At 67.1% G+C, this 20,378-nt stretch carries 21 protein-coding genes and 1 tRNA gene; 8 read left to right on the top strand and 14 right to left on the bottom strand.

The annotated features are described in order from the left end of the window. Positions 1 to 49: 49 nt before the first annotated feature. Positions 50 to 559: a prepilin peptidase gene (locus Sa4125_RS00955; RefSeq protein ID WP_224002764.1), complete on the bottom strand. Its 510-nt coding sequence runs from the start codon at positions 557 to 559 to the stop codon at positions 50 to 52. Between the two features lie 225 nt (positions 560 to 784). After that, positions 785 to 955: a Flp family type IVb pilin gene (locus Sa4125_RS00950; RefSeq protein WP_224002762.1), complete on the bottom strand. Its 171-nt coding sequence runs from the start codon at positions 953 to 955 to the stop codon at positions 785 to 787. A 246-nt stretch (positions 956 to 1,201) separates the two neighbouring features. On the opposite strand from Sa4125_RS00950, the gene Sa4125_RS00945 reads away from it, so the two are divergent. From Sa4125_RS00945 to Sa4125_RS00920, 6 genes are all read left to right on the top strand, one after another. Beyond that, positions 1,202 to 1,651 (top strand): pilus assembly protein N-terminal domain-containing protein, encoded by a 450-nt coding sequence (locus Sa4125_RS00945; protein WP_224002760.1) that lies wholly within the window; start codon positions 1,202 to 1,204, stop codon positions 1,649 to 1,651. A gap of 82 nt (positions 1,652 to 1,733) precedes the next feature. Next, complete coding sequence (locus tag Sa4125_RS00940; RefSeq protein ID WP_224002758.1) at positions 1,734 to 2,303, top strand: TadE/TadG family type IV pilus assembly protein; 570 nt, start codon at positions 1,734 to 1,736, stop codon at positions 2,301 to 2,303. Then, entirely contained in the window at positions 2,303 to 2,890 is a 588-nt protein-coding gene (locus Sa4125_RS00935; protein ID WP_224002756.1) for a TadE/TadG family type IV pilus assembly protein, read from the top strand. The genes Sa4125_RS00940 and Sa4125_RS00935 overlap by 1 nt, the downstream gene beginning before the upstream one ends. Positions 2,891 to 2,987: 97 nt before the next feature. Further along, on the top strand, positions 2,988 to 4,178 hold the full coding sequence (locus Sa4125_RS00930) for a phosphopentomutase (protein ID WP_224002753.1): 1,191 nt from the start codon (positions 2,988 to 2,990) through the stop codon (positions 4,176 to 4,178). A gap of 156 nt (positions 4,179 to 4,334) precedes the next feature. Then, positions 4,335 to 4,964: a uracil phosphoribosyltransferase gene (gene upp / locus Sa4125_RS00925; RefSeq protein WP_224002751.1), complete on the top strand. Its 630-nt coding sequence runs from the start codon at positions 4,335 to 4,337 to the stop codon at positions 4,962 to 4,964. A 143-nt stretch (positions 4,965 to 5,107) separates the two neighbouring features. After that, on the top strand, positions 5,108 to 5,644 hold the full coding sequence (locus tag Sa4125_RS00920; protein ID WP_224002749.1) for a TIGR02281 family clan AA aspartic protease: 537 nt from the start codon (positions 5,108 to 5,110) through the stop codon (positions 5,642 to 5,644). 6 nt (positions 5,645 to 5,650) lie between these two features. On the opposite strand, the gene deoA is transcribed toward Sa4125_RS00920, so the two are convergent. From deoA to Sa4125_RS00880, 8 genes are read right to left on the bottom strand one after another with little or no spacing between them, the layout of a single operon-like run. Further along, the gene (gene deoA / locus Sa4125_RS00915) at positions 5,651 to 6,967 is read right to left on the bottom strand and encodes a thymidine phosphorylase (RefSeq protein ID WP_224002747.1); all 1,317 of its coding nucleotides are present in this window, start codon (positions 6,965 to 6,967) and stop codon (positions 5,651 to 5,653) included. After that, positions 6,967 to 7,722 carry a deoxyribose-phosphate aldolase gene (gene deoC / locus Sa4125_RS00910; RefSeq protein ID WP_224002745.1) on the bottom strand — a complete coding sequence of 252 codons (756 nt, stop codon included), beginning with the start codon at positions 7,720 to 7,722 and terminating at the stop codon, positions 6,967 to 6,969. Before deoC ends, deoA begins: the two co-directional genes overlap by 1 nt. Before the next feature lie 56 nt (positions 7,723 to 7,778). After that, the gene (locus Sa4125_RS00905; RefSeq protein WP_224002743.1) at positions 7,779 to 8,573 is read right to left on the bottom strand and encodes a purine-nucleoside phosphorylase; all 795 of its coding nucleotides are present in this window, start codon (positions 8,571 to 8,573) and stop codon (positions 7,779 to 7,781) included. Further along, on the bottom strand, positions 8,570 to 8,962 hold the full coding sequence (locus Sa4125_RS00900; protein ID WP_224002741.1) for a cytidine deaminase: 393 nt from the start codon (positions 8,960 to 8,962) through the stop codon (positions 8,570 to 8,572). Before Sa4125_RS00900 ends, Sa4125_RS00905 begins: the two co-directional genes overlap by 4 nt. 42 nt (positions 8,963 to 9,004) lie before the next feature. Then, entirely contained in the window at positions 9,005 to 9,973 is a 969-nt protein-coding gene (locus Sa4125_RS00895; RefSeq protein WP_224002739.1) for an ABC transporter permease, read from the bottom strand. Further along, complete coding sequence (locus Sa4125_RS00890; protein WP_224002737.1) at positions 9,973 to 11,109, bottom strand: ABC transporter permease; 1,137 nt, start codon at positions 11,107 to 11,109, stop codon at positions 9,973 to 9,975. Before Sa4125_RS00890 ends, Sa4125_RS00895 begins: the two co-directional genes overlap by 1 nt. After that, a complete protein-coding gene (locus Sa4125_RS00885; protein WP_224002735.1) occupies positions 11,106 to 11,561 on the bottom strand; it encodes a VOC family protein in 456 nt (151 codons plus the stop codon). Before Sa4125_RS00885 ends, Sa4125_RS00890 begins: the two co-directional genes overlap by 4 nt. Continuing rightward, positions 11,558 to 13,093 (bottom strand): ABC transporter ATP-binding protein, encoded by a 1,536-nt coding sequence (locus Sa4125_RS00880; RefSeq protein ID WP_224002733.1) that lies wholly within the window; start codon positions 13,091 to 13,093, stop codon positions 11,558 to 11,560. The genes Sa4125_RS00885 and Sa4125_RS00880 overlap by 4 nt, the downstream gene beginning before the upstream one ends. A gap of 193 nt (positions 13,094 to 13,286) precedes the next feature. Between Sa4125_RS00880 and Sa4125_RS00875 the strand changes: the two genes are divergently transcribed. Beyond that, positions 13,287 to 13,487, top strand: a complete 201-nt coding sequence (locus Sa4125_RS00875) for a SlyX family protein (RefSeq protein ID WP_224002731.1) — start codon at positions 13,287 to 13,289, stop codon at positions 13,485 to 13,487. Between the two features lie 256 nt (positions 13,488 to 13,743). Here the strand turns inward: Sa4125_RS00875 and Sa4125_RS00870 are convergent, their stop codons facing one another. The 3 genes from Sa4125_RS00870 to Sa4125_RS00860 all read right to left on the bottom strand — a co-directional run bounded on the left by Sa4125_RS00870 (position 13,744) and on the right by Sa4125_RS00860 (position 15,959). Next, positions 13,744 to 14,739, bottom strand: a complete 996-nt coding sequence (locus tag Sa4125_RS00870) for a BMP family ABC transporter substrate-binding protein (protein WP_224002729.1) — start codon at positions 14,737 to 14,739, stop codon at positions 13,744 to 13,746. Between the two features lie 181 nt (positions 14,740 to 14,920). Next, positions 14,921 to 15,586, bottom strand: a complete 666-nt coding sequence (gene msrA, locus Sa4125_RS00865) for a peptide-methionine (S)-S-oxide reductase MsrA (protein ID WP_224002727.1) — start codon at positions 15,584 to 15,586, stop codon at positions 14,921 to 14,923. A 73-nt stretch (positions 15,587 to 15,659) separates the two neighbouring features. Next, positions 15,660 to 15,959 carry a hypothetical protein gene (locus Sa4125_RS00860; RefSeq protein ID WP_224002725.1) on the bottom strand — a complete coding sequence of 100 codons (300 nt, stop codon included), beginning with the start codon at positions 15,957 to 15,959 and terminating at the stop codon, positions 15,660 to 15,662. Between the two features lie 443 nt (positions 15,960 to 16,402). Here Sa4125_RS00860 and Sa4125_RS00855 point away from each other — a divergent pair. Beyond that, positions 16,403 to 16,492, top strand: a tRNA-Ser gene (locus tag Sa4125_RS00855). Positions 16,493 to 16,676: 184 nt separating this feature from the next. Here Sa4125_RS00855 and Sa4125_RS00850 read toward each other — a convergent pair. Continuing rightward, positions 16,677 to 20,336: a hydantoinase B/oxoprolinase family protein gene (locus Sa4125_RS00850; RefSeq protein WP_224007390.1), complete on the bottom strand. Its 3,660-nt coding sequence runs from the start codon at positions 20,334 to 20,336 to the stop codon at positions 16,677 to 16,679. Positions 20,337 to 20,378: the final 42 nt, after the last annotated feature.

Genomic DNA, 20,378 nt, shown 5'->3' with positions numbered 1-20,378 from the left:
GCAAAGCTCGACGGGTCCACGGTCTTCCCTGGTCGTTACGGTCGGCGCTTCAGACGACGCCCCGGACCGCCAGAGCGACCCAGTCGGACGAACTGTAGACAAACAGTCCGGCAGCCCCGAGACCGATGCCATAGGGAATGCCGGTATCGCTTTGGAGCAGGTGGTCGAAGAAATCGACCCCGGTGACCGGCGCCATGGTTCCGCGCACGGCCAGAAGTCCGAGGGTCAGGATACCTCCGAAAACCGAACCCCAGAGGAAATATTCAACGAGAGCTGTCGTCGGACCAAACCAGAGAGCCGTCGCCGCGATGAGCTTGGCGTCGCCGCCGCCCATCCAGCCGAGGGCGAAGCAGCCGAAGGTCACGACGAGACAGATCGCGGCAACGCCGAAATGCTGCGCGATATCGGCGAGCGGCATGCCGATCGCGAGGGCGACGGCTGTAAAGGCCAAGACGAGAACCACCGAGACGCGGTTAGCGATCGTCATCGACACGAGGTCGGAGAAGGCCGCATAGGCCATCGCGAAAGGGAAAACCACGAGGATGACGGCAGGTATCATGGGGCAGCCCTGCAAGAGGCGGACAAGACTAGGTCTCGATCGCCGTCCGAGCCGGCGTCGTCGAACGATCGAGAAGGCGCCGGAACGAGGGATAGCCGCCGGACCGACGCGATTGATGACATCGCCCGGAAAACAGCACTGTCCCGCCAGAGACGGCGTTAAGCAGTTTGCACATACAGAAAAAAGAGGGCGTCGGACTGACCGAACGCCCTCTTTAGTTCAGAGTTACTGAACCTGCATCGTCTCGCCGATGGACGTGAAGGCATCGAGCAGGGCAGGCGACAGGACGGTGAAGGCGGCGATCAGGGCGGTGGCCATGATGCCGGCGATGAGAGCGTATTCGATCGCGGTCGCGCCGGACTCGTTGTTGATGAAGCGCTTGAGGGTCTTGGTCATGGAGAACTCCTTGAGATCCGAGAGAGGAGGAAACATCCCGACGACGCAATCCCCGTCGGTCGGATGTCCAGAAGCTACCCGAACCCTGTTTCGACCGGCTTAAGAAACACCGTTAAAATGTTCACATCCGAACGTCCGAGCAACGCAGTGAACGATTAGTGAAAAACATGGCGTCGGTTAAGGATTCATTCACCGAAACGGCCTTAGTTTCGACCTTGCAGAAATCCCACGACGGATCGTTCCCCGATGTTCAGACACCGCGCCATCATCGCAACGATCCTCACCGCCGCAGCCTGCGGAAGCGCCCTCGCCAACGAGCGTCTGCAGGTCTCGGTCGACCATGCACGCATCCTGAAGATCGATCGCCCGGCCGCGAGCGTGATCATCGGCAATCCGTCGATCGTCGACATCACGGTGCATGATTCCCGCACGCTGGTCCTGACCGGCCGGTCCTACGGCATCACCAACCTCGTCGTTCTCGATGGCGACGGGGCCTCCATCCTCGACGAGGAAGTCGCCGTCCACGCTTTCGAAAAAAGCACCGTCCGGATTTACCGCCAGGCCGAGCGCACCACCTTCGCCTGTCTTCCGACCTGCGAGCCGACCGTGACGATCGGCGACACGTCGGAAGCCTTCGCCAATGCCGCCGGCCAGTTCAACACCCGCCAGACCATCTCGGCAGGTCCGGAAAAATAGCGTTCCGCGGCCACGCAACGAATTGTCAACGAATGTTCTCCATGGTTCGAGATTGGATCATCGACCGTGGAGGACCGGCGGCATGCCTCGCTTCGACAGCACGACCGAAGACGGCGGCATACGCCCGTCCGGCGGGCATCGGCGCGGCCGGATTTTCCGGCTTGCCGGCGATCGTCGTGGGTCGGCCGCCGTCGAATTCGCCATCCTCGCCGTCCCTTTCTTCCTGACGATCTTCGCCATCATCGAGACCTCCATCGTGTTCCTGGCCGAGTTGACGCTCGACCAGTCCGTGGACCGCGTGGCGCGCAAGGTCAGGACCGGCGAGTTGCAGAAGGCGAACATGACGGCGGAGGATTTCAAGAAGGAAATCTGCAAGGGCGTCGAATTCCTCCTCGACTGCAGCAAGCTCAACGTCGACATCAAGGTCTATCCGGACTTCGGCGCGCTGAACCAGCCGACGCCGGTCAAGAACGGCGACATCGATCCCAGCGGGTTCGGGTACCAGCTCGGCGGGCCGGAGACGATCAACGCCCTGCGCGTCTACTACAAGTGGCCGATCCACACCGACATGATGCGCGCCTACCTCTCCGACATGGCGGACGGATCGCACCTCCTCTATTCCATGGCAGCCTTCCGGACGGAGCCCTTCTGATGGCCTTGGTCGCGCGCGTCCGCATGCTCCGCTCGCGAATGGGCGATCTCCGGCGCTGCCAGGCCGGCATCGGGGCGGTGGAATTCGCGCTGATCGCCCCCTTCCTGTTCGCCCTTTATCTCGGCGGATCGGAAATCTCGATGGCGGTGACCATCAACCGCAAGGTCGAGCATACCGCGAGCACCATCAACGACCTCGTCGCCCAGGCCCAGACGCTGAGCCAGACCGACTTCGAGGGCATCTATGACATCGCGAAATCCCTGCTGGCGCCGTACAGCTCTACCGGTCTCATGATCCGCGTGACCTCCGTTCACATCGACAACCAGGGCGTCGCCAAGGTGCACTGGTCCTGTCCGACGACCGGTATGGCCAAGCTTGCAGCCAATGCCTCCTTCACCCTTCCGGGGCAATTTGCGGCGCTGCGCGACCGCTACATCATCGTGGCGGAGACGCGCTTTCCCTACACTCCGCTGACGGCCTATGGCCTCTCCAGCCTGACGGAGATGGGTGGGACGAGCTATCTCGATCCGCGCATCGGCGCCAGCGTCACATCGCCCACGAACGGCTGTTCCACCCTGACGCTTTGAAAATCTCTGCCAGCGCCCCATCTGCGAGCCTCGATGCGCCGCCTGAGATGTGGCCACGAGGGGCCCGCGTCGCGCGGCACGCACGGGGGGACAGAGTATGCGCCGCGCCATCTTGATCGTCATGGATTCGTTCGGCATCGGCGGCGCCGTCGACGCGGCAGCGTTTGGCGACACCAGCGCCGACACCTATGGCCACATCGCGGCGGCCTGCGCGGCGGGCAAGGCCGATATCGGCCGCCAGGGACGGCTTGCGCTTCCCCATCTGGAGGCGCTCGGCCTCGGCTCTGCCGCGGGCAAGGCTGGCGCCGCGGCAGAGCCGACAGGGCTCTGGGGCTCGGCCGGCGAGGTATCGCGGGGCAAGGATACGCCGTCCGGGCATTGGGAAATCGCCGGCGTGCCGGTGCGCTTCGAGTGGGGATACTTCCCCGAGACCGTCCCGACCTTCCCCGCCAGCCTGATCGCCGGGATCATGGACGACAGCCAGATTCCGGGCATTCTCGGCGACCGCCACGCCTCGGGCACCGAAATCATCGCCGATCTGGGCGAAGAGAGCATCCGTTCGGGCAGACCGATCTTCTACACCTCGGGCGACAGCGTGCTGCAGATCGCCGCGCACGAGACGCATTTCGGGCTGGAGCGGCTCTATGCCCTGTGCGAGACGGCGCGCCGGCATGTCGACCCGCTGAACATCGGCCGCGTCATCGCCCGGCCCTTTCTCGGCGAGAGCGCCGGGTCCTTCAGGCGTACCGCCAACCGGCGCGACTACTCCGTCCTGCCGCCGGAGGCGACCCTTCTCGACCGCGCCGTTGCGGCCGGGCGGAGGGTCATCGCCATCGGAAAGATCGGCGACATCTTTGCGCACCAGGGTATTTCCGAGGTGCGGAAAGGCGACGGCAACATGGCGCTGTTCGACGCCATGCTCGGCGCGATCCGGGATGCCGGCGACGGTGATCTCGTCTTCGCCAATTTCGTCGACTTCGATTCGTCTTTCGGCCATCGCCGCGACGTCGCCGGCTATGCCGCGGCGCTCGAAGCCTTCGACCGGCGCCTGCCCGAACTCTTCGCGGCCCTGAGGCCGGGCGATCTCGCGCTCATCACCGCCGACCATGGTTGCGATCCGACCTGGCCGGGCACCGACCATACCCGCGAGAACGTGCCGGTGCTGGGCTTTGGACCGGGTATCGCTGCGCGTGGCATCGGCCATCGCGAGACCTTTGCCGACATCGGCGAGAGCGTCGCCGCCCATCTCGGCCTGCCCTCGGGAAAGCACGGCACGAGCTTCCTCTAGACCTTCTCGCGCCGATCCCACGTTCAAGTGCCTGATACGGCCGGCAGAGAAAAACGGGGACTCTTCTCCCGGGCGGCCTTCGCCGCCGCTGCCCTTCTTGGCCTCCCGGCCGACACGATCTAGGGTCGGCAACGATTCGAGCGAAAGGTTCTGCGCATGGACGGCGTCACCGTCATCGATCACCCGCTGGTCCAGCACAAGCTGACCATCATGCGCAACAAGGAGACCTCGACGGCGAGCTTTCGCCGCCTTCTCCGGGAGATTTCAACCCTCCTCTGCTATGAGGTGACGCGCAATCTCGACCTCACCACCATGCGCATCGAGACGCCGCTGGTGGAAATGGATTCGCCTGTTCTCGAGGGCAAGAAGCTCGTCTTCGCCTCGATTTTGCGGGCCGGCAACGGCCTCCTCGAGGGCATGCTCGACCTCGTGCCCGCCGCCCGCGTCGCCCATATCGGCGTCTACCGCGATCACGAGACGCTGATGCCGGTCGAATACTACTTCAAGGCGCCGGAGGATCTCGTCAACCGGCTGGTGATCGTCGTCGACCCGATGCTGGCGACCGGCAATTCGGCCATCGCGGCGATGGACCAGCTCAAGAAGCGCGGTGCGTCCAATATCCGCTTCCTCTGCCTTCTCGCCGCGCCCGAAGGCATCGAGCGCTTTCGCGCCGCCCATCCCGACATCCCGATCTTCACCGCCTCGATCGACAGCCATCTGAACGAGAAGGGCTATATCGTTCCCGGCCTCGGCGACGCGGGCGACCGGATGTACGGGACGAAATAGCTTAACCCCGCATCAACCGTCCCGATCGATTGGCCCCGGCTTTCGGCGCGTCGACGGACCCGCGTTAAGGCTGGCATGCGAGGCTGCGCCGACACGAGGTCCATCGCGCGCGCCGGTGGATCTGCCAACGCGGAGGGCGGTCCTTGATCCAAAAATTCCTGATCCTGGCCGCCGGTGCCTCGGCGATCGCCTTCGCCTTTCCCTCGGCCTTCCAGGAGTACCGGGACAGGGTGGCGAGCGCGCAGAACGCCGAGGCAGTGGATCCCGCGCCCGCCGTGGTCAAGGCGGCAACGACGCCGACCTATGCCGGCCGCGTGGCGCAACTGCAGGCTGACAGCGACGGCCATTTTCGCACGGAAGCCCGGCTGAACGGCCGCCCGATCGCCGTGCTCGTCGATACCGGAGCCACTTATGTGTCGATGAGCGAGACGACGGCCCGTCGGCTCGGCCTGCAGATCCGTTCCGACGCCTTCCGCTTCAAGGCTCAGACGGCCAATGGCGAAACCGCCGTGGCACTGGCGACGCTCGACCGCGTGACCATCGGCCAGGTCGATGTCCGCGATGTCGAGGCGCTGGTCACCAAGGGCGATGTCATGCCGACGACCCTTCTCGGCATGAGCTTTCTGTCCAAGCTGAAACGCTTCGATGTCGAGGACGGACGCCTGAGCCTCGTCGAATAGGGTCGCTCAGCCTCTTCCGAAGCGATCGATGACGGCTGGCCGTGTCTGCGGTGCCGTCTCGCCGAAGGTGTAGGCCGCGCGAACCATCTCCGCCGCCATCTCCGCAGATTGCGCCGATCGGGCGTGAACGAAGCAGAGCGGCTCGCCCTGTGCCATCGCCCGCCCGAGGCCGGCAAGCCCGGTGAGGCCGACGGCATGGTCGACAGGATCCTGCGGCCGTGTCCGCCCGCCGCCGAGGGCGACGACGGCAAGGCCGATGCGGCGGGTGTCGATGGCGGTGACGAACCCGCCCTCGCCGGCCAGGACAGGACGCACGACGTCTGCCGCCGGCAGATAGTGATCCATGCGCGCGACGAAATCCGTGGGGCCACCAAGGGCGGCAACCATGCGGCCGAAGATTTCCGCCGCCCGGCCGTCGTCGAGGGCGGCGTGGGCCTGTCTCAGTCCGTCAGCGGCATCGGTGGCGAGACCGCCCAGCGCCAGCATCTCGGCGGCCAGCGCCAGGGTGACGTCGGCGAGCCGCGCGTCGCGCCGCGTGCCTGTAAGAAAATCGACGGCATTGCGCACCTCGACCGCATTGCCGGCGTCGGACGCCAGCGGCTCGTCCATTCCCGTCAAGAGAGCCGTGGTCTTCAACCCCGCCCCATTGGCGACGGCGACGAGGCTTGCTGCCAGCGCCCGGGCGTCCTCCTCGCGCGCCATGAAGGCGCCAGAGCCGGCCTTGACGTCGAGCACGAGGCCGCCGAGACCGGCGGCGAGCTTCTTCGACAGGATCGAGGCGGTGATCAGCGGGATCGACTCCACCGTCGCGGTGACGTCGCGGATGCCGTAGAAGCGCGCGTCGGCCGGGGCGAGGCGACCGGTCTGGCCGATCACTGCGCAGCCGACCTCGGCGACAGTCTTTCGGAACAAGGCGTTGTCGGGCGTGACGGAATAGCCGGGGATGGATTCCATCTTGTCGAGCGTGCCGCCGGTATGGCCGAGACCCCGGCCGGAGATCATCGGCACCGCCCCGCCACAGGCGGCGACGATCGGGGCCAGCATCAGCGAGACATTGTCGCCGACGCCGCCGGTCGAGTGCTTGTCGAGGATCGGGCGATCGAGGCCGGACCAGTCGAGCGTGTCGCCGGAATCGCGCATCGCCTCGGTCAGCGCCACCGTTTCGGCCGGCGCCATGCCGTTGAAGAACACCGCCATGGCGAAGGCGGCCACCTGACCCTCGGTGACGCGCTCCCCCTCGAATCCGGCGATGAAGGCCTTGATGTCCTCGGCGGCCAGCGTGCCGCCGTCGCGCTTGGCGCGGATGAATTCCTGCGGCAGCATCAGTAGGCGCCCCTTGCGGTGGCGCGGGGCGTGCCGGCGGCGACCGCCAGGAGATCGGCCAGAACGCCCGAGGCGCCGATGCGGAAACGGTTGGGCGTCGCCCAGCCGGCGCCGCAGATCTCTTCGGCGAGGTCGTGGTAGGCGAGAGCGTCCTCGAAGGTCTTGATACCGCCCGAGGCCTTGAAGCCGGCGCTGCCGCCGCCGGCTTCAATCGCCTCCAGCATGATCCTTGCCGCGTCGAGGCTGGCGTGCCGGGCGGTCTTGCCGGTCGAGGTCTTCAGAAAATCCGCGCCGCCGGCCAGTGCCGCCCGCGACGCCTCGGCGATGAGGTCAGCTTGCTGGAGTTCGCCGGTCTCCAGGATCGCCTTCAGGACGGCCGGGCCGACGGCCACCTTCACCGCGCGCACCTGTCTCTCGACATAGGCTGGATCGTCGGCAAGCCTGCGATAGTCGATCACCATGTCGATCTCGTCGGCGCCGCCCGCCAACGCCGCAGCCGCATCGCGCGCGGTCCGTGCCGGATCGTCCGACCCCTGCGGAAAGTTCACGACCGTGGCGATGCGGATGCCGGGCGCGATGCCGGCACGGGCGCCGGCGACGAATCGCGGCCAGATGCAGATCGCCGCGACGGGTCCCGCCGGCGTGTCGGCGCGCTCGCAAAGGGCCGCGACATCGGCCTCGGTGCAGTCCGCGTTCAGGTCGGTCAGGTCGAGGCAGGCGATCAGCGCACGCGCGGCGTCTCTAGGGTCGGTCATCTCAGCACTTTCAACAACGGTAGGCGGGCTCGGGAGGCAGCCGCGCCAGGACTGGCTCAGAAGCGCGGCAGCGCCGCCTTCAGGATACGGGCGAGGATCGCCCCACCTTGGGGCGCGACGTCCTTGGTCTCGGCATGCGAGAGTTCCGCCCCGGTCATTCCCGCACCGTAATTCGTCACCACCGAGGCCGCCACCACCTTCAGGCCGAGAAAGCGGGCCAGGATCGTCTCCGGCACGGTGGACATGCCCAGGGCGTCGGCGCCGAGAAGCCGCGCCATGCGCACCTCGGCCGGCGTCTCGAAGGACGGGCCGGAGAACCACATGTAGACGCCGCCCGGCAGAGGCACGTCCGCTTGCTCAGCTGCCGCGCGCATATGGGCGCGCAGCCCCGCGTCATAAGCTTCGGTCATGCCGGTGAAGCGCGCGTCCGAGGTCTCGCCGATCAGGGGATTCAGGCCGGAATAGTTGATGTGGTCGTCGATCAGCAAGACCGAGCCCGGCGAAAGGTTCTGCCGGGTCGATCCCGCGGCATTGGTCAGGACGAGGATTTCCACGCCGAGCGCCTTCAGCGCCTCCAGCGCCGGGCGCATCGCCGCGGCGTCGCCCTGTTCGTAAAAGTGGATGCGGCCGGAGAGGATGATGACCGGGACGCCGGCGAGCCGGCCCGACACGAACTCGCCCGAATGCCCGCTGACGCCGCTGCGGGGAAAGCCGGGGATATCGCCATAGGGAATGCGAAGGGCATCCTCGACCTCGTCGACGAGACCGCCGAGGCCGGAGCCGAGGATCATCGCGATGCGGGCGCTGCGGCCACCGAGCCGATCTTTCAGAAGATTCAGATCGACGCTCATCCGAGATTTTCCGCCGCAAAGCCACGCGGAAACAGGTCGCCGAGGCGCAGCGTCTCGCGCACGCCGGTCTCGTCGCACAGATGCACCTTCGTCTCGGGCGAGCCGAATTCGGCGATGCGCTGTCGGCAGCCGCCGCAGGGCGTGCAGAGCGCGAGCTTCTCGGCCAGCACCGCGACCTCGGCGATGCGGCCGCCACCGTCCATCACCATGTGGCCGATCGCCGTCGTCTCGGCGCACCAGCCCTCGGGAAAGCTCACAACCTCGATATTGCAGCCGGCATAGATCCGTCCGTCATGGGTGCGGATCGCCGCGCCCACCGGAAATTTCGAATAGGGCGCATGCGCCTTGCGCATCGCCGAGCGCGCCAGCGCGAAAAGGTCGTCAGCCATGGGAAGTTTCCTTGCCGGCGCGCAGTCCCTCGACGCGCACGCTCATCGTTCTTTCACATAGGGCACGCCGCCGGCCTTGGGCGGCACCGCCTTGCCGACGAAGCCGGCAAGGAGCACCACGGTCAGGATATAGGGCAGCGCCTGGACGAACTGCACCGAGACCGTGCCGACGAAGGGCAGTTGGACGCCCTGGATGCGGATCGACACGGTGTCGAGGAAGCCGAAGAGGAGGCAGGCGCCCATCAAGGGCACCGGCCGCCACTTGGCGAAGATCAGCGCGGCGAGCGCGATATAGCCCTTGCCGGCGCTCATGTCCCGGTTGAAGCCGGCCGATTGCGCCAGCGCCAGATAGGTGCCGGCAAAACCGGTGAGAACGCCGCAGATGATCACCGCGCGATAGCGCAGCCAGGCGACGGAGATGCCGGCGGTGTCGACCGCCGCCGGGTTCTCGCCGACGGCGCGCATGCGCAAGCCGAAGCGGGTGCGGAAGAGCACGAACCAGGTCACCGGCACCATCAGGAAGGCGACATAGACGAGGACGTTCTGGCCGGAGACGAGGTCGCGCAGGATCGGTCCGACGAAAAGCACCTCGCCGAGTGCCGATGCGCCCGGCAGCGTCACGTCGCCGAAACGCTCCGCGCCCGTCAAGGCCGGCGTGCGGCCGCCCTGGCCGTACCAGTTCTGCCCGAGCAGCACGGTGAGACCGGCGGCGACGAAGTTCAGCGCGACGCCGGAGACGATCTGGTTGCCGCGATAGGTGATGGAGGCAAGACCGTGCACCAGCGAGAAGAAGACGGCGGCGAGGATGCCGCAGCCGAGCCCGAGGACCGCCGAGCCTGTGATGCTGGCGCCGACGGCCGAGAAGAAGGCCGAGATCAGCATCTTTCCCTCGAGCCCGATGTCGAAGATGCCGGCACGCTCGGAATAAAGGCCGGCGAGCGCGGCGAAAAGCAGCGGCGTCGACAGCCGGATCGCCGAATCGGCGATATTGATGGCCATGGAAAGATCCATCACGGCGTCTCCCTGGCAGCCGGCAGCGCGGCGGGCCTGAGCGCGATGCGGTGGTAGAAGGCGCCGACGCCCGGCCGGATCATGTTCTCCATCGCCCCGGCAAAGAGGATGACGAGGCCCTGGATGATGACGATCATGTCACGCGAGATGCCGGGCATGTCGAAGGCAAGTTCCGCCCCGCCCTGGTAGAGCACGCCGAACAGGAGCGCGGCGGGGATGATGCCGGCGGGATGGCCGCGCCCCATCAGGGCGACGGCGATGCCGACGAAGCCGGCGCCCTCGGGAAAGTCGATCTGCAGGCGGGCCTGGTCGCCCATGACAGGGTTCAGCGCCATCATGCCGGCGAGCGCCCCGGAGATCGCCATGGCGACGACGATCAGCCGGACCTCGTTCATTCCGGCATAGCGCGCCGCCCGCGGCGAGTGCCCGAGCGTGCGCAGCTCGTAGCCGAGGCGGGTGCGCCAGATCAGCACCCAGACTCCGACGGCGGCGAGAAGGGCGACGAAGAAGGTGACGTTCAGCGGCGCGCCGCCGAGGTCGAGGCCGAGCGCTTCGAACAGGGAACCGAGTTTCGGCGCCTGCCCGCCTTCGGCAAAGGTGCGGGTCGCCGGCTGCATCGACCCCTCAAGCTTCAGCGGCCCGACCAGCAGATAGTTCATCAGGCTGGCGGCGATAAAGTTGAACATGATGGTGGTGATGACGATGTGGGCGCCGCGCCGCGCCTGCAGGATCGCCGGAAGGAAGGCCCAGAGCGCGCCGAAGGCGGCAGCCGAGACGACCGCCACCGGCAAGGTCACCCACCAGGGCGCGACGTCGCCGAGCGATAGCGCGACGATCGCGACCCCGAGGCCGCCGAGATAGGCCTGCCCCTCGCCGCCGATGTTGAACAGCCCGGCATGGAAGGCAACGGCGACGGCAAGACCGGTCAGGATGAAGTTGGTGGCATAGTAGAGCGTGAAGCCGATCCCTTCGCCATAGCCGAAGGCTCCGCGCAGCATGAGCGTCGCGGCTTCCACGGGCGACTCCCCGACGATGGCGACGACAATGCCGGCCACCGCAAAGGCGAGGAGGACGTTGAGAAGCGGGATCAGGCCGTAGTCGACGATAGGCGGCAGCTTGGCGTAGGGACGGCTCATGCCGCGCCGTCCTTGGCCGCGGAGCGCAGGAGATCGAGATGGCCCCGCTTCGTCATTTTGACGAAGGGGTTGTAGGCGAGCTCCCAGAGGTGGCCGTCGGGATCGGCGAAATAGCCGGAATAGCCGCCCCAGAAGGCCGGCTCCGGCCGCTTGATCTCCCGCCCGCCGGCCTCCATGGCCATATCGTACAGGCGGTCGACGGCCGTTTCACTCGGCATGTTGATCGCCAGGGTGATGTTCGGATAGGGCGCATTGCCCTCCAGCGAGACCCCGACATCCTTGGCCAGATCCTTGCGGCCGAAGAGCGACAGCGCCATCCGCTCGCCCTGCAGGAAAACGATGTTCGCATTGCCGGCATTGGTGCGTTGCCAGCCGAGCGCGACATAGAAGGCGGCGGCGCGCTCGAGATCGTCGACGGCGAGCGTCACCAGGGAAATTCGCGCGTCCTTCATGCCACCTCCGCTTTCGCATGGCTTTCGACCCCCGCCATCAGCAGGCCGAGCTCGGCCTCGTCGGCGCCGCTCGGCCGCTCGCCGACGATGCGGCCGTCGAACATGACGAGGATCCGGTCCGACAGCGCGCGGATCTCGTCGAGCTCGACCGAGACAAGAAGAATTGCCTTGCCGGCATCGCGCATGGCGACGATGCGGCGGTGGATGAACTCGATCGCCCCGACGTCGACGCCGCGCGTCGGCTGGCCGATCAGCAGCACAGCCGGATCACGCTCCATCTCGCGCGCCAGAACGATCTTCTGCTGGTTGCCGCCGGAAAAATTCGCCGTCTTCAGCCGGCAGTCGGGCGGGCGGATGTCGTAGGCCTCGATCCCGCGTCGCGCGTCGCGCCTCATCGTGCCGATGTCGAGCAGGCCGCCCCGGGCATAGCGTCGGACGCCATGGTAGCCGAGCATGGCGTTCTCGCACTCCTCGAACGCCAGCACGAGCCCCATATGGTGGCGGTCTTCCGGGACGTGGGCAAGGCCAATGCGGCGCATGAAGGCCGGGTCGCCCTCGCCGCTCGCCGGATCCAGCCGGTGGCCGGCGACATCTATGCGGCCGCTTTCGGCACGGCGAATGCCGGATATGGCTTCCAGAAGCTCCGACTGGCCATTGCCGGCGACACCGGCGATGCCGACGATCTCGCCCGCCCTCACCTCGAAGGAGACGTTCTTCGCCATCGCCACGCCGCGGCCGTCGCGCACGGTGAGGTCGCGCACCGCCAGGCGCGCGGCGCCGGGCGCGGCCGGGGGGCGATCGACCGAGAGGAGGACGCGGCGACCAACCATCAGCTCGGCCAGTTCCCCGACACTCGTCTCGGCGGTGGGGCGCGTGGCGACGATCTCGCCGCGCCGCATGACCGAGACGCTGTCGGTGACCGCCATGATCTCGCGCAGCTTGTGGGTGATGAGGATGATCGTGCGCCCCTCGTCGCGCAGCTGCCGCAGCACGGAAAACAGCTGGTCCGCCTCGGCCGGGGTGAGCACGCCCGTCGGCTCGTCCAGGATGAGAATGTCGGCACGGCGGTAGAGGCTCTTCAGGATCTCGACGCGCTGCTGCAGGCCGACCGGCAGTTCGCCGACGATGGCATCGGGATCGACGTCGAGCCCGTGCTCGGTCTCGAGCCGCTTCAGCTCCTTGCGCACCCGGCCGATGCCGGCGGAGAGGAAGCCCGACTGCTCGGCGCCGAGCATGACGTTTTCGACCACGGTGAAATTGTCGATGAGCATGAAGTGCTGGTGCACCATGCCGATGCCGGCGGCGATCGCGGCATTGGTGTCGGTGATCTCGACCCTCTTTCCGTCGACGCGGATCTCGCCGGCATCGGCCTGGTAGAAGCCGTAGAGGATCGACATCAGCGTCGACTTGCCGGCGCCGTTCTCCCCGACAATGCCGTGGATCGTGCCCTTCTCGACCGTCAGTCGGATGTCGTGGTTGGCCCGGACCGCGCCGAAACTCTTCGAGATCCCGATCAGTTCGATCGCCGCCATCAATGCTCTCAACGCTGCCTGCCCGGCCGGACCTTAGTCAGCCACCTCGGCGATGACCAGTGCCCTTGCAGGGCACCGGCGCGAGATCGCCCTCGACAAACCTTGGCGCTTCATGGTTTCAGCGGCGTCTCGGGCGGCCGGAGCCGCCGCCGTCGGGCCGTTCGGCCGGAACGGACAATGAAGGAGACCTTCCATGAGCGACGCCCATCGGCTCGACCAGCTGGAAAGCACGATCGCCCACCAGGGGCGCAGCATCGAGGAGCTCTCCGACATGGTGCGCGAGCAATGGCTGGCGATCGACCGCCTGCAGAAGGCGGTGCGCCAGATGCTCGACCGCGCCGAGGCTTCCGGCGACGGCGCCGCTCCCGAGGTGACGAAGCCGCCGCATTACTGACGCGCGCGTGGAACGAACGCAGCGCCCTGGCGCGATGCGTTGAAGATGAGGCTACGTGCTTCTTCTCCCCACCGGGGAGAAGCGCCCGGCAGGGCGATGAGGGGCGCCGAAGGCGAACACCCTCTCCGGAAAACGCGCTCCTCAGCAAGAGGTCTTCCTCACCCGCAACCCGGCTGCGCCGCCCCTCATTCCGCTGCCGCGACCTTCTCCCCGCCGGGGAGAAGAAGCAGCGTCGGCGTCACGCTTCGCCTCCAACTCAGTAGGGGCAGGCGCTATCCGAATTGTAGTCGTGCACCTTCACGGTGCCCGCGACGATATCGGCCTTGGCCTTCTCGACAGCGGCCTTCATCTCGGGCGTGATCAGCGCCTCGTTGTTGGCGTCGGCGGCGTAGCCGACACCGTCCTCGGCGAGGCCCAGCGTCTCGGCGCCGGCGGTGAACTTGTCCTTGGCCGCGTCGTCGAAGGCCTTGTAGACGGCGTTGTCGACGCGCTTGACCATCGAGGTCAGGACGTGACCGGGATGGAGGGCGTTCTGGTTGGAATCGACGCCGATGCCGAACTTGCCGGCGTCGGCCGCCGCCTGCAGAACGCCGATGCCGGTGCCGCCCGCGGCGTGGAAGATGACGTCCGCGCCCTGGTCGATCTGCGCCTTGGCCAGTTCGCCGCCGCGCACCGGATCATTCCAGGCGGCGCCCGTCGTGCCGGTCATATTCTCCACGATCTTGGCGTCGGGCTTCACCGACTTGACGCCGCCGGCATAGCCGCAGGCAAAGGTGCGAATGAGCGGGATGTCCATGCCGCCGACGAAGCCGACCGTGCCGGTGCCGGACTTCATCGCCGCGAGCACGCCGACGAGATAGGAGCCCTGTTCGGCCGAGAACAGCACCGAGCGCACGTTCGGCAGATCGACCACGGCGTCGATGATGACGAACTTGGTCTCGGGGAATTCGGTGGCGACCTTCTTGATCGCCTCCGCCTGGCTGAAGCCGACGCCGACGATCGGCGAGGCGCCGCGCTGGGCGAAGCGGCGAAGCGCCTGTTCGCGCTGCGAATCGTTCTGGATCTCGAAGTCGCGGTATTCGGCGCCCGCATCCTTCTTGTATCGCTCGGCGCCATCATAGGCGCTCTCGTTGAAGGACTTGTCGAACTTGCCGCCGAGATCGTAGACGACCGCCGGGCTGATTTCGGCGGCGGATGCGGCAAGGCCGGTCAGGAAGGTCGCGGCCAGAAAGGTCGTCGCAAAGGCTTTCATCAGTCTCGGCTCCTTGGTCGTCGGCGGCCGGCGCCCGCTGGTCGCGCGCTGCCTCGCCGGGGTTTGTCGGCCGACAGACCGGCCACGCCGGCAAAGACTGGCACGGCGCACTTGAATCCGCACCTGGAATCTGTGGCCCTGCACAGATTGCGGTCGCCGCGCTCTCCTGCCGCTTTCGCGCTCAGGATGCGGTCACAAGAGTGAGCGGGCAGGCGATGCCGGTGCCGCCCGATCCGCAGTGACCGCCGGGGTGTTTCGCCAGATACTGCTGCTGGTCGGCATCGGCGTAGTAGAAGGGCGCGTTGTCGGCAATCTCGGTCGTGATCCTCCCGCGGTGCCCCGCGGCCGTCAGCGCGGCCTGATAGGCGGATCGGACGGCTTCGGCCACGGCACGCTCGGAAGGGCCCGCGACACCCAGCCAGGAGCGGTATTGCGTGCCCATGTCGTCGCCCTGGCGCATGCCCTGCGTCGGATCGTGGCTCTCGAAAAAAAGCTTCAGAAGCGCGGCATAGCTGATCACCAAGGGATCATAGGCGACGAACACCACCTCGGCATGGCCGGTCTGGCCGGTGCAGACCTCCTGGTAGGTCGGGTTCGGCGTCGTCCCGCCGGCATAGCCGGCCGCGGTGACGGTGACGCCTTTCGTCCTCCAGAACAGGCGCTCGGCGCCCCAGAAACAGCCGAGCCCGAAGAGCGCTGTGGCGCTCCCCTGGGGAAACGGCCCCTTCAGCGAATGGCCGCTGACGAAATGGCGATCCGCCGTCGCCATCGGCTGGTCACGGCCCGGCAGTGTCTCGGCCGAGGACGGCAGCTTCATCTTCCGGTTGAACATGTCGAGAATATACATCGATCGTCCTCGTGGATGGGTGGGCCGTCGCCGGGCGATCAGACTGAGGACCGGATTGCTCCCCGGGACCGCATCACGACGACAGTTTCCCGGCACGCCGCCGTGCCGGGCGCCCGACGGCCAGCAGCAGCAAAGCGAGCACGCCGGAGATGACCGACACGGGCCAGCCGAGAACCCGCGCGATCAGATCGGTCGCGACCGGGGATGGCCCCTCCGGCACGGCGGCCGGCAGGCCGAAGCCCGTGAGCGCCTGCGAGAGCGGCGTCAGCACCACCGCTTCGTCGGCCAATGAGCGTGCGATGTCGGCCACCGCATAGACCAGCGCTGCAGCAAGAAGAATGGCACCGAGGCCGCGCAACACAAAGCGGATCATCACTTTCCCGTCGTCGTTTCTCTGTCCGGCGCACCGCGCGCCCTGTCGCCGCTAGATGGCATCGGCGGGCACCGCCGACAAGCGCACCGGCACTCTGGATCGGCGAACGCAGGGAGATTGCGGGGCCCGGTACCGATCTTTCCGTCCGGATGCTGTTCCCGCGTGATCCGGATGGCCCTCCTGGATGAGCCTGATGCTCGGCAGGCGTCTTTGACATCCGATCCGCGGCCAAACTCCCGGCTTGCGGCAGCCCCCCTTCGCGGCGAGCCGGGAGGCCCGCCGCCGCGCTGGGGCTCAACGCCACACTCCGCCCAGCCACGCACCTGTTTGCCGCTTGACCGCAGCCAGGTTCTGACTATGGTCCGCGCCGACCGACTCGTCTGGGCTTCGATAGCCGGCGAGGCCGCTTGCTCGACGGGTTCAGTCCCATCGGGCCGCCGGATGGAGAGGTGGCCGAGTGGTTGAAGGCGCACGCCTGGAAAGTGTGTTTACGTGAAAGCGTAACGCGGGTTCGAATCCCGCTCTCTCCGCCATTCCGACATCGATCGCTTGATAGCCGTGAAGATCACTTTGTGCCGGCGAGGCATGTGCGCGACAGCTGTATCGGCGTTCTTGCCGGGTCTGTGCGAAGCCCGGCAATCCCGTATTGTTTGTTCGCGTGAAGCCTGAGCCAGCGAATATGTCACGGCGTCGCCGGACGATGACAATCGCCCGCCCTCACGCGCCCTCTTCCGCGCTGCCGAAGCCGCCCGATGTCGGCGTCGTCACGATCACGGCCTCGCCGGAGTGGAGGACCGTCTGGTCGCAGGCCTCCAGGCGTTCGAGCGTGCCGTCGTTGCGGCGGACCTCGGTGCGGCCCATGGCGCCGTCGCCGCCACCGTGGATGCCGCGGGGCGCCAGCGTGCGGTGGGAGGAGAGGATGGCGCAGTCCATCTCCTCCAGGAAACGGATGGTGCGGCGGGTGCCGTCGCCGCCGCGCTGTTCGCCCTCGCCGCCGGTGTCTGTCCGGATGTGGAAATCCTCGAGCACGACGGGATAGCGCATTTCAAGGATTTCGGGATCCGTCAGCCGGGAATTCGTCATGTGCACGTGGACGCCGGAAGTGCCGGCAAAGCTGCGGCCGTCGTTCATGCGCCCTGCGGGCGAGCCGGAGCAGATCGTCTCGTAATACTGATGGCGATTGTTGCCGAAGGTAAGGTTGTTCATCGTCCCCTGCGCGTTCGCCAGCGCACCGAAGGCCCCGAACAGGGCGTTGGTGACGTGCTGGGAGGTCTCGACATTGCCGGCGACGACGGCGGCGGGATAGCGCGGCTTCAGCATCGAGCCCTCGGGCACGACGATCTTGATCGGCCTGAGGCAGCCGGCATTCATCGGAATCGGCTTTTCCACCATGACGCGGAAGACGTAGAGGACGGCCGCCCGCGTCACCGGCTCGGGGGCGTTGAAGTTGTTCTCCATCATCGCCGACGTGCCGGTGAAGTCGACCGTCGCCTCGCGTCTCGCCCGGTCGACGGTGATCGCCACCTTGATCACCTGACCGGTATCGGTCGGGTATTCGTAGGAACAGTCCTCCAGCCCGTCGATGAGCAGGCGCACGGCCTCGGCGGCATTGTCCTGGACAAAACCCATATAGGCCCTCGCCGTGTCGAGGCCGAAGGACCCGACCATGGCGGCGAGTTCGGCCACGCCCTTCTCGTTGGCGGCGATCTGCGCCTTGAGGTCGGCGATGTTCTGCTCGGGATTGCGCGCGGGATAGGGGTGCTCGGTGAGGACGCGGCGCAGTTCCGCCTCCTGGAAGACGCCGTCGTCGACGAGCTTCAGATTGTCGATGAGGACGCCCTCCTCGTCGACCTTCGTCGCCCTCGGCGTCATCGAGCCCGGCGCGATGCCGCCGACATCGGCATGGTGACCGCGCGAGGCGACGTAGAAGAGGAGGTCCTCGCCGGCCGCGTCGAACACCGGGGTGACGACGGTGATGTCGGGCAGGTGCGTGCCGCCATTATAGGGAGCGTTGAGGGCGAAGACGTCGCCGGGGCGGATCCGGCCCTCGTTCTGCGCGATGATCGTCTCGACCGAGCGGTCCATAGAGCCCAGATGCACCGGCATGTGCGGCGCGTTGGCGACGAGCGCCCCGGTCGCGTCGAAGACGGCGCAGGAGAAGTCGAGCCGTTCCTTGATGTTCACCGAGGACGCGGTGTTCTGCAGCGTCACGCCCATCTGCTCGGCGATCGACATGAACAGGTTGTTGAAGACCTCCAGCAGCACCGGATCGGCGCCGCCCTCGCCCGTGCCGGCCTTGCCGGTGCCGAGCGCGGAATGCCGCAGCTTCTTCTCGGTGCGGGTGAGGAGGACGTCGTTCAGCGCGGTGATCGCGGCCGACCAGCCGGGTTCGACGACGATCGTCTGGTTCGGCTCGACGATCAGCGCCGGCCCGGCGATGCGGGCGCCGAGGGCCAGGTTCTCGCGGTGGAAGACGGCAGCGTCGCGCGCCTCGCCGCCGGTGAAGATCGAGACGACATTCTCGCTGACAGTATCATAGGGTTCGACGGCGGTTTCGGCGGCGCCGGTTGGCGCGGCGCGGTGCTCGGCCGCCTCGACCGAGACGTTTTCGACGACGATCGGGCGGTTTTCGTAGACGAAGCCGAACTGCGCCTTGTGACCGGTCTCGAACAGCCGCCTGGCCTCGCCGAGATCGCCGACGAAGGGCACCGGAAGCGTCGTGTCGGTGCCGTCATAGCGCAGCTGCAGGATGACGTCGCAGGCGAGGTTTTCCGCCGCGACGCCCTGGGAGACGAGTTCCGCGGTGACGCCGGCCGACAGGTCGGCCGCCAGCCCTTCGATCGCGCCGCGGGAAACCTCGTCCAGCGGGGCGACGAGCGCCTGGCTGCGCGTCGAGAACAGCGAGGACAGACCGATGCCGTAGGCCGACAGGAGGCCGGACATCGGGTGGATCAGCACGCTCTCCATCGCCAGCGCGTCGGCGACCATGCAGGCATGCTGGCCGCCTGCGCCGCCGAAGGAGTTCAGCAGATAGCGCGAGACGTCGTAGCCGCGCTGCACCGAGATCTTCTTGATGGCGTTGGCCATGTTCTCGACGGCGATGGTGAGGAAGCCCTCGGCCACCTCCCGGCCGTCGCGGCCATCGCCGATCTCGGCGGCCAGCGCTGCGAATTTCTCCTCGACCACGGCAGCGTCGAGCCTCTGGTCGCGCCCAGGTCCGAAAACGGCCGGAAAGAGGCCCGGCCTCAGCTTGCCGACCATGACATTGGCGTCGGTGACGGTGAGCGGACCGCCCTTGCCGTAGGCGGCGGGGCCGGGGTTGGCGCCGGCCGAGTCCGGGCCGACCTGAAAGCGTCCCTGGTCGAGATGCAGGATCGAGCCGCCGCCGGCGGCGACCGTGTGGATGCGCATCATCGGGGCTCGAATGCGCACGCCCGCGACTTCCGAATCCAGCACCCGCTCATAGGCGCCGGCATAGTGGGTGACGTCGGTCGAGGTGCCGCCCATGTCGAAGCCGATGACCTTTGCGTGGCCGGCGAGCTTGGCCGTTTCGGCCATGCCGACGACGCCGCCGGCCGGACCGGACAGGATCGCGTCCTTGCCCTGGAAGAGATCGGCGGCGGTAAGGCCGCCCGACGACATCATGAACTGCAGCGCGGGGGCGTCCGTCTCGCCGGCATTGGCGCCGAGGGCCTTGGCGACGCGCGAGACGTAGCGCGAGAGAATCGGCGTGAGATAGGCGTCGACCACGGTCGTGTCGCCGCGGCCGACGAGCTTGACCAGCGGCGAGACCTCGTGGCTGACGGAAATCTGCCTGAAGCCGGCGACCTCGGCGAGGCGTTTGGCGCGCTGTTCGTGCGCCGGGTAGTGCCAGGCGTGCATGAAGACGATGGCGATGGAATCGATGCCGTCGGCTCTTGCTGCGGCCAGCGCCTCGCGCACGCCGTTGTCGTCGAGGGCAAGCTCCACCGTGCCGTCGGCCAGCACCCGCTCGCTGGCCTCCGCGACGCGCTCGTAGAGCTGCTCGGGAAGGATGATCTCCTTGGCAAAGATGTCGGGACGGGCCTGGTAGGCGATCTTCAGCGCATCGCGAAATCCCCGCGTGATCAGAAGCAGCGTCCGGTCGCCCTTGCGCTCGAGGAGCGCGTTCGTCGCCACCGTCGTGCCCATGCGCACCGTGCCGATGCGGCCGGGCGGGAAGGCCTCGCCGGCCTCAAGGCCGAGCAGTTCGCGGATGCCCTGCAGCGCCGCGTCGTCGTAGACGCCGGGGTTTTCCGACAGCAGCTTCATCGGCGTCAGCGTGCCGTCGGGCGAGCGGCCGATGATGTCGGTGAAGGTGCCGCCGCGATCGATCCAGAAGTCCCACTGGCCGGGCATTGCCCCTGCCGTCATGTTGGTCCCACCGGATGTCTCGCCTGT

This window comes from Aureimonas sp. SA4125, assembly GCF_019973775.1.
Lineage (GTDB): Bacteria > Pseudomonadota > Alphaproteobacteria > Rhizobiales > Rhizobiaceae > Plantimonas.
Note: the sequence above shows the minus strand (reverse complement) of the source record. Positions and strands in the feature narration are given on the sequence as shown.

What these genes read in the sequence shown, in the direction of transcription:
- Sa4125_RS00940 (WP_224002758.1), top strand. Translation starts at nt 1,734, where the DNA reads ATGCCTCGCTTCGACAGCACGACCGAAGACGGCGGCATACGCCCGTCC.
- Sa4125_RS00890 (WP_224002737.1), bottom strand. Translation starts at nt 11,109, where the DNA reads ATGAGCCGTCCCTACGCCAAGCTGCCGCCTATCGTCGACTACGGCCTG.
- upp (WP_224002751.1), top strand. Translation starts at nt 4,335, where the DNA reads ATGGACGGCGTCACCGTCATCGATCACCCGCTGGTCCAGCACAAGCTG.
- msrA (WP_224002727.1), bottom strand. Translation starts at nt 15,586, where the DNA reads ATGTATATTCTCGACATGTTCAACCGGAAGATGAAGCTGCCGTCCTCG.
- Sa4125_RS00955 (WP_224002764.1), bottom strand. Translation starts at nt 559, where the DNA reads ATGATACCTGCCGTCATCCTCGTGGTTTTCCCTTTCGCGATGGCCTAT.
- Sa4125_RS00945 (WP_224002760.1), top strand. Translation starts at nt 1,202, where the DNA reads ATGTTCAGACACCGCGCCATCATCGCAACGATCCTCACCGCCGCAGCC.
- deoA (WP_224002747.1), bottom strand. Translation starts at nt 6,967, where the DNA reads ATGCTGCCGCAGGAATTCATCCGCGCCAAGCGCGACGGCGGCACGCTG.
- Sa4125_RS00885 (WP_224002735.1), bottom strand. Translation starts at nt 11,561, where the DNA reads ATGAAGGACGCGCGAATTTCCCTGGTGACGCTCGCCGTCGACGATCTC.
- deoC (WP_224002745.1), bottom strand. Translation starts at nt 7,722, where the DNA reads ATGACCGACCCTAGAGACGCCGCGCGTGCGCTGATCGCCTGCCTCGAC.
- Sa4125_RS00860 (WP_224002725.1), bottom strand. Translation starts at nt 15,959, where the DNA reads ATGATCCGCTTTGTGTTGCGCGGCCTCGGTGCCATTCTTCTTGCTGCA.
- Sa4125_RS00880 (WP_224002733.1), bottom strand. Translation starts at nt 13,093, where the DNA reads ATGGCGGCGATCGAACTGATCGGGATCTCGAAGAGTTTCGGCGCGGTC.
- Sa4125_RS00850 (WP_224007390.1), bottom strand. Translation starts at nt 20,336, where the DNA reads ATGCCCGGCCAGTGGGACTTCTGGATCGATCGCGGCGGCACCTTCACC.
- Sa4125_RS00905 (WP_224002743.1), bottom strand. Translation starts at nt 8,573, where the DNA reads ATGAGCGTCGATCTGAATCTTCTGAAAGATCGGCTCGGTGGCCGCAGC.
- Sa4125_RS00930 (WP_224002753.1), top strand. Translation starts at nt 2,988, where the DNA reads ATGCGCCGCGCCATCTTGATCGTCATGGATTCGTTCGGCATCGGCGGC.
- Sa4125_RS00895 (WP_224002739.1), bottom strand. Translation starts at nt 9,973, where the DNA reads ATGGATCTTTCCATGGCCATCAATATCGCCGATTCGGCGATCCGGCTG.
- Sa4125_RS00935 (WP_224002756.1), top strand. Translation starts at nt 2,303, where the DNA reads ATGGCCTTGGTCGCGCGCGTCCGCATGCTCCGCTCGCGAATGGGCGAT.
- Sa4125_RS00875 (WP_224002731.1), top strand. Translation starts at nt 13,287, where the DNA reads ATGAGCGACGCCCATCGGCTCGACCAGCTGGAAAGCACGATCGCCCAC.
- Sa4125_RS00870 (WP_224002729.1), bottom strand. Translation starts at nt 14,739, where the DNA reads ATGAAAGCCTTTGCGACGACCTTTCTGGCCGCGACCTTCCTGACCGGC.
- Sa4125_RS00900 (WP_224002741.1), bottom strand. Translation starts at nt 8,962, where the DNA reads ATGGCTGACGACCTTTTCGCGCTGGCGCGCTCGGCGATGCGCAAGGCG.
- Sa4125_RS00950 (WP_224002762.1), bottom strand. Translation starts at nt 955, where the DNA reads ATGACCAAGACCCTCAAGCGCTTCATCAACAACGAGTCCGGCGCGACC.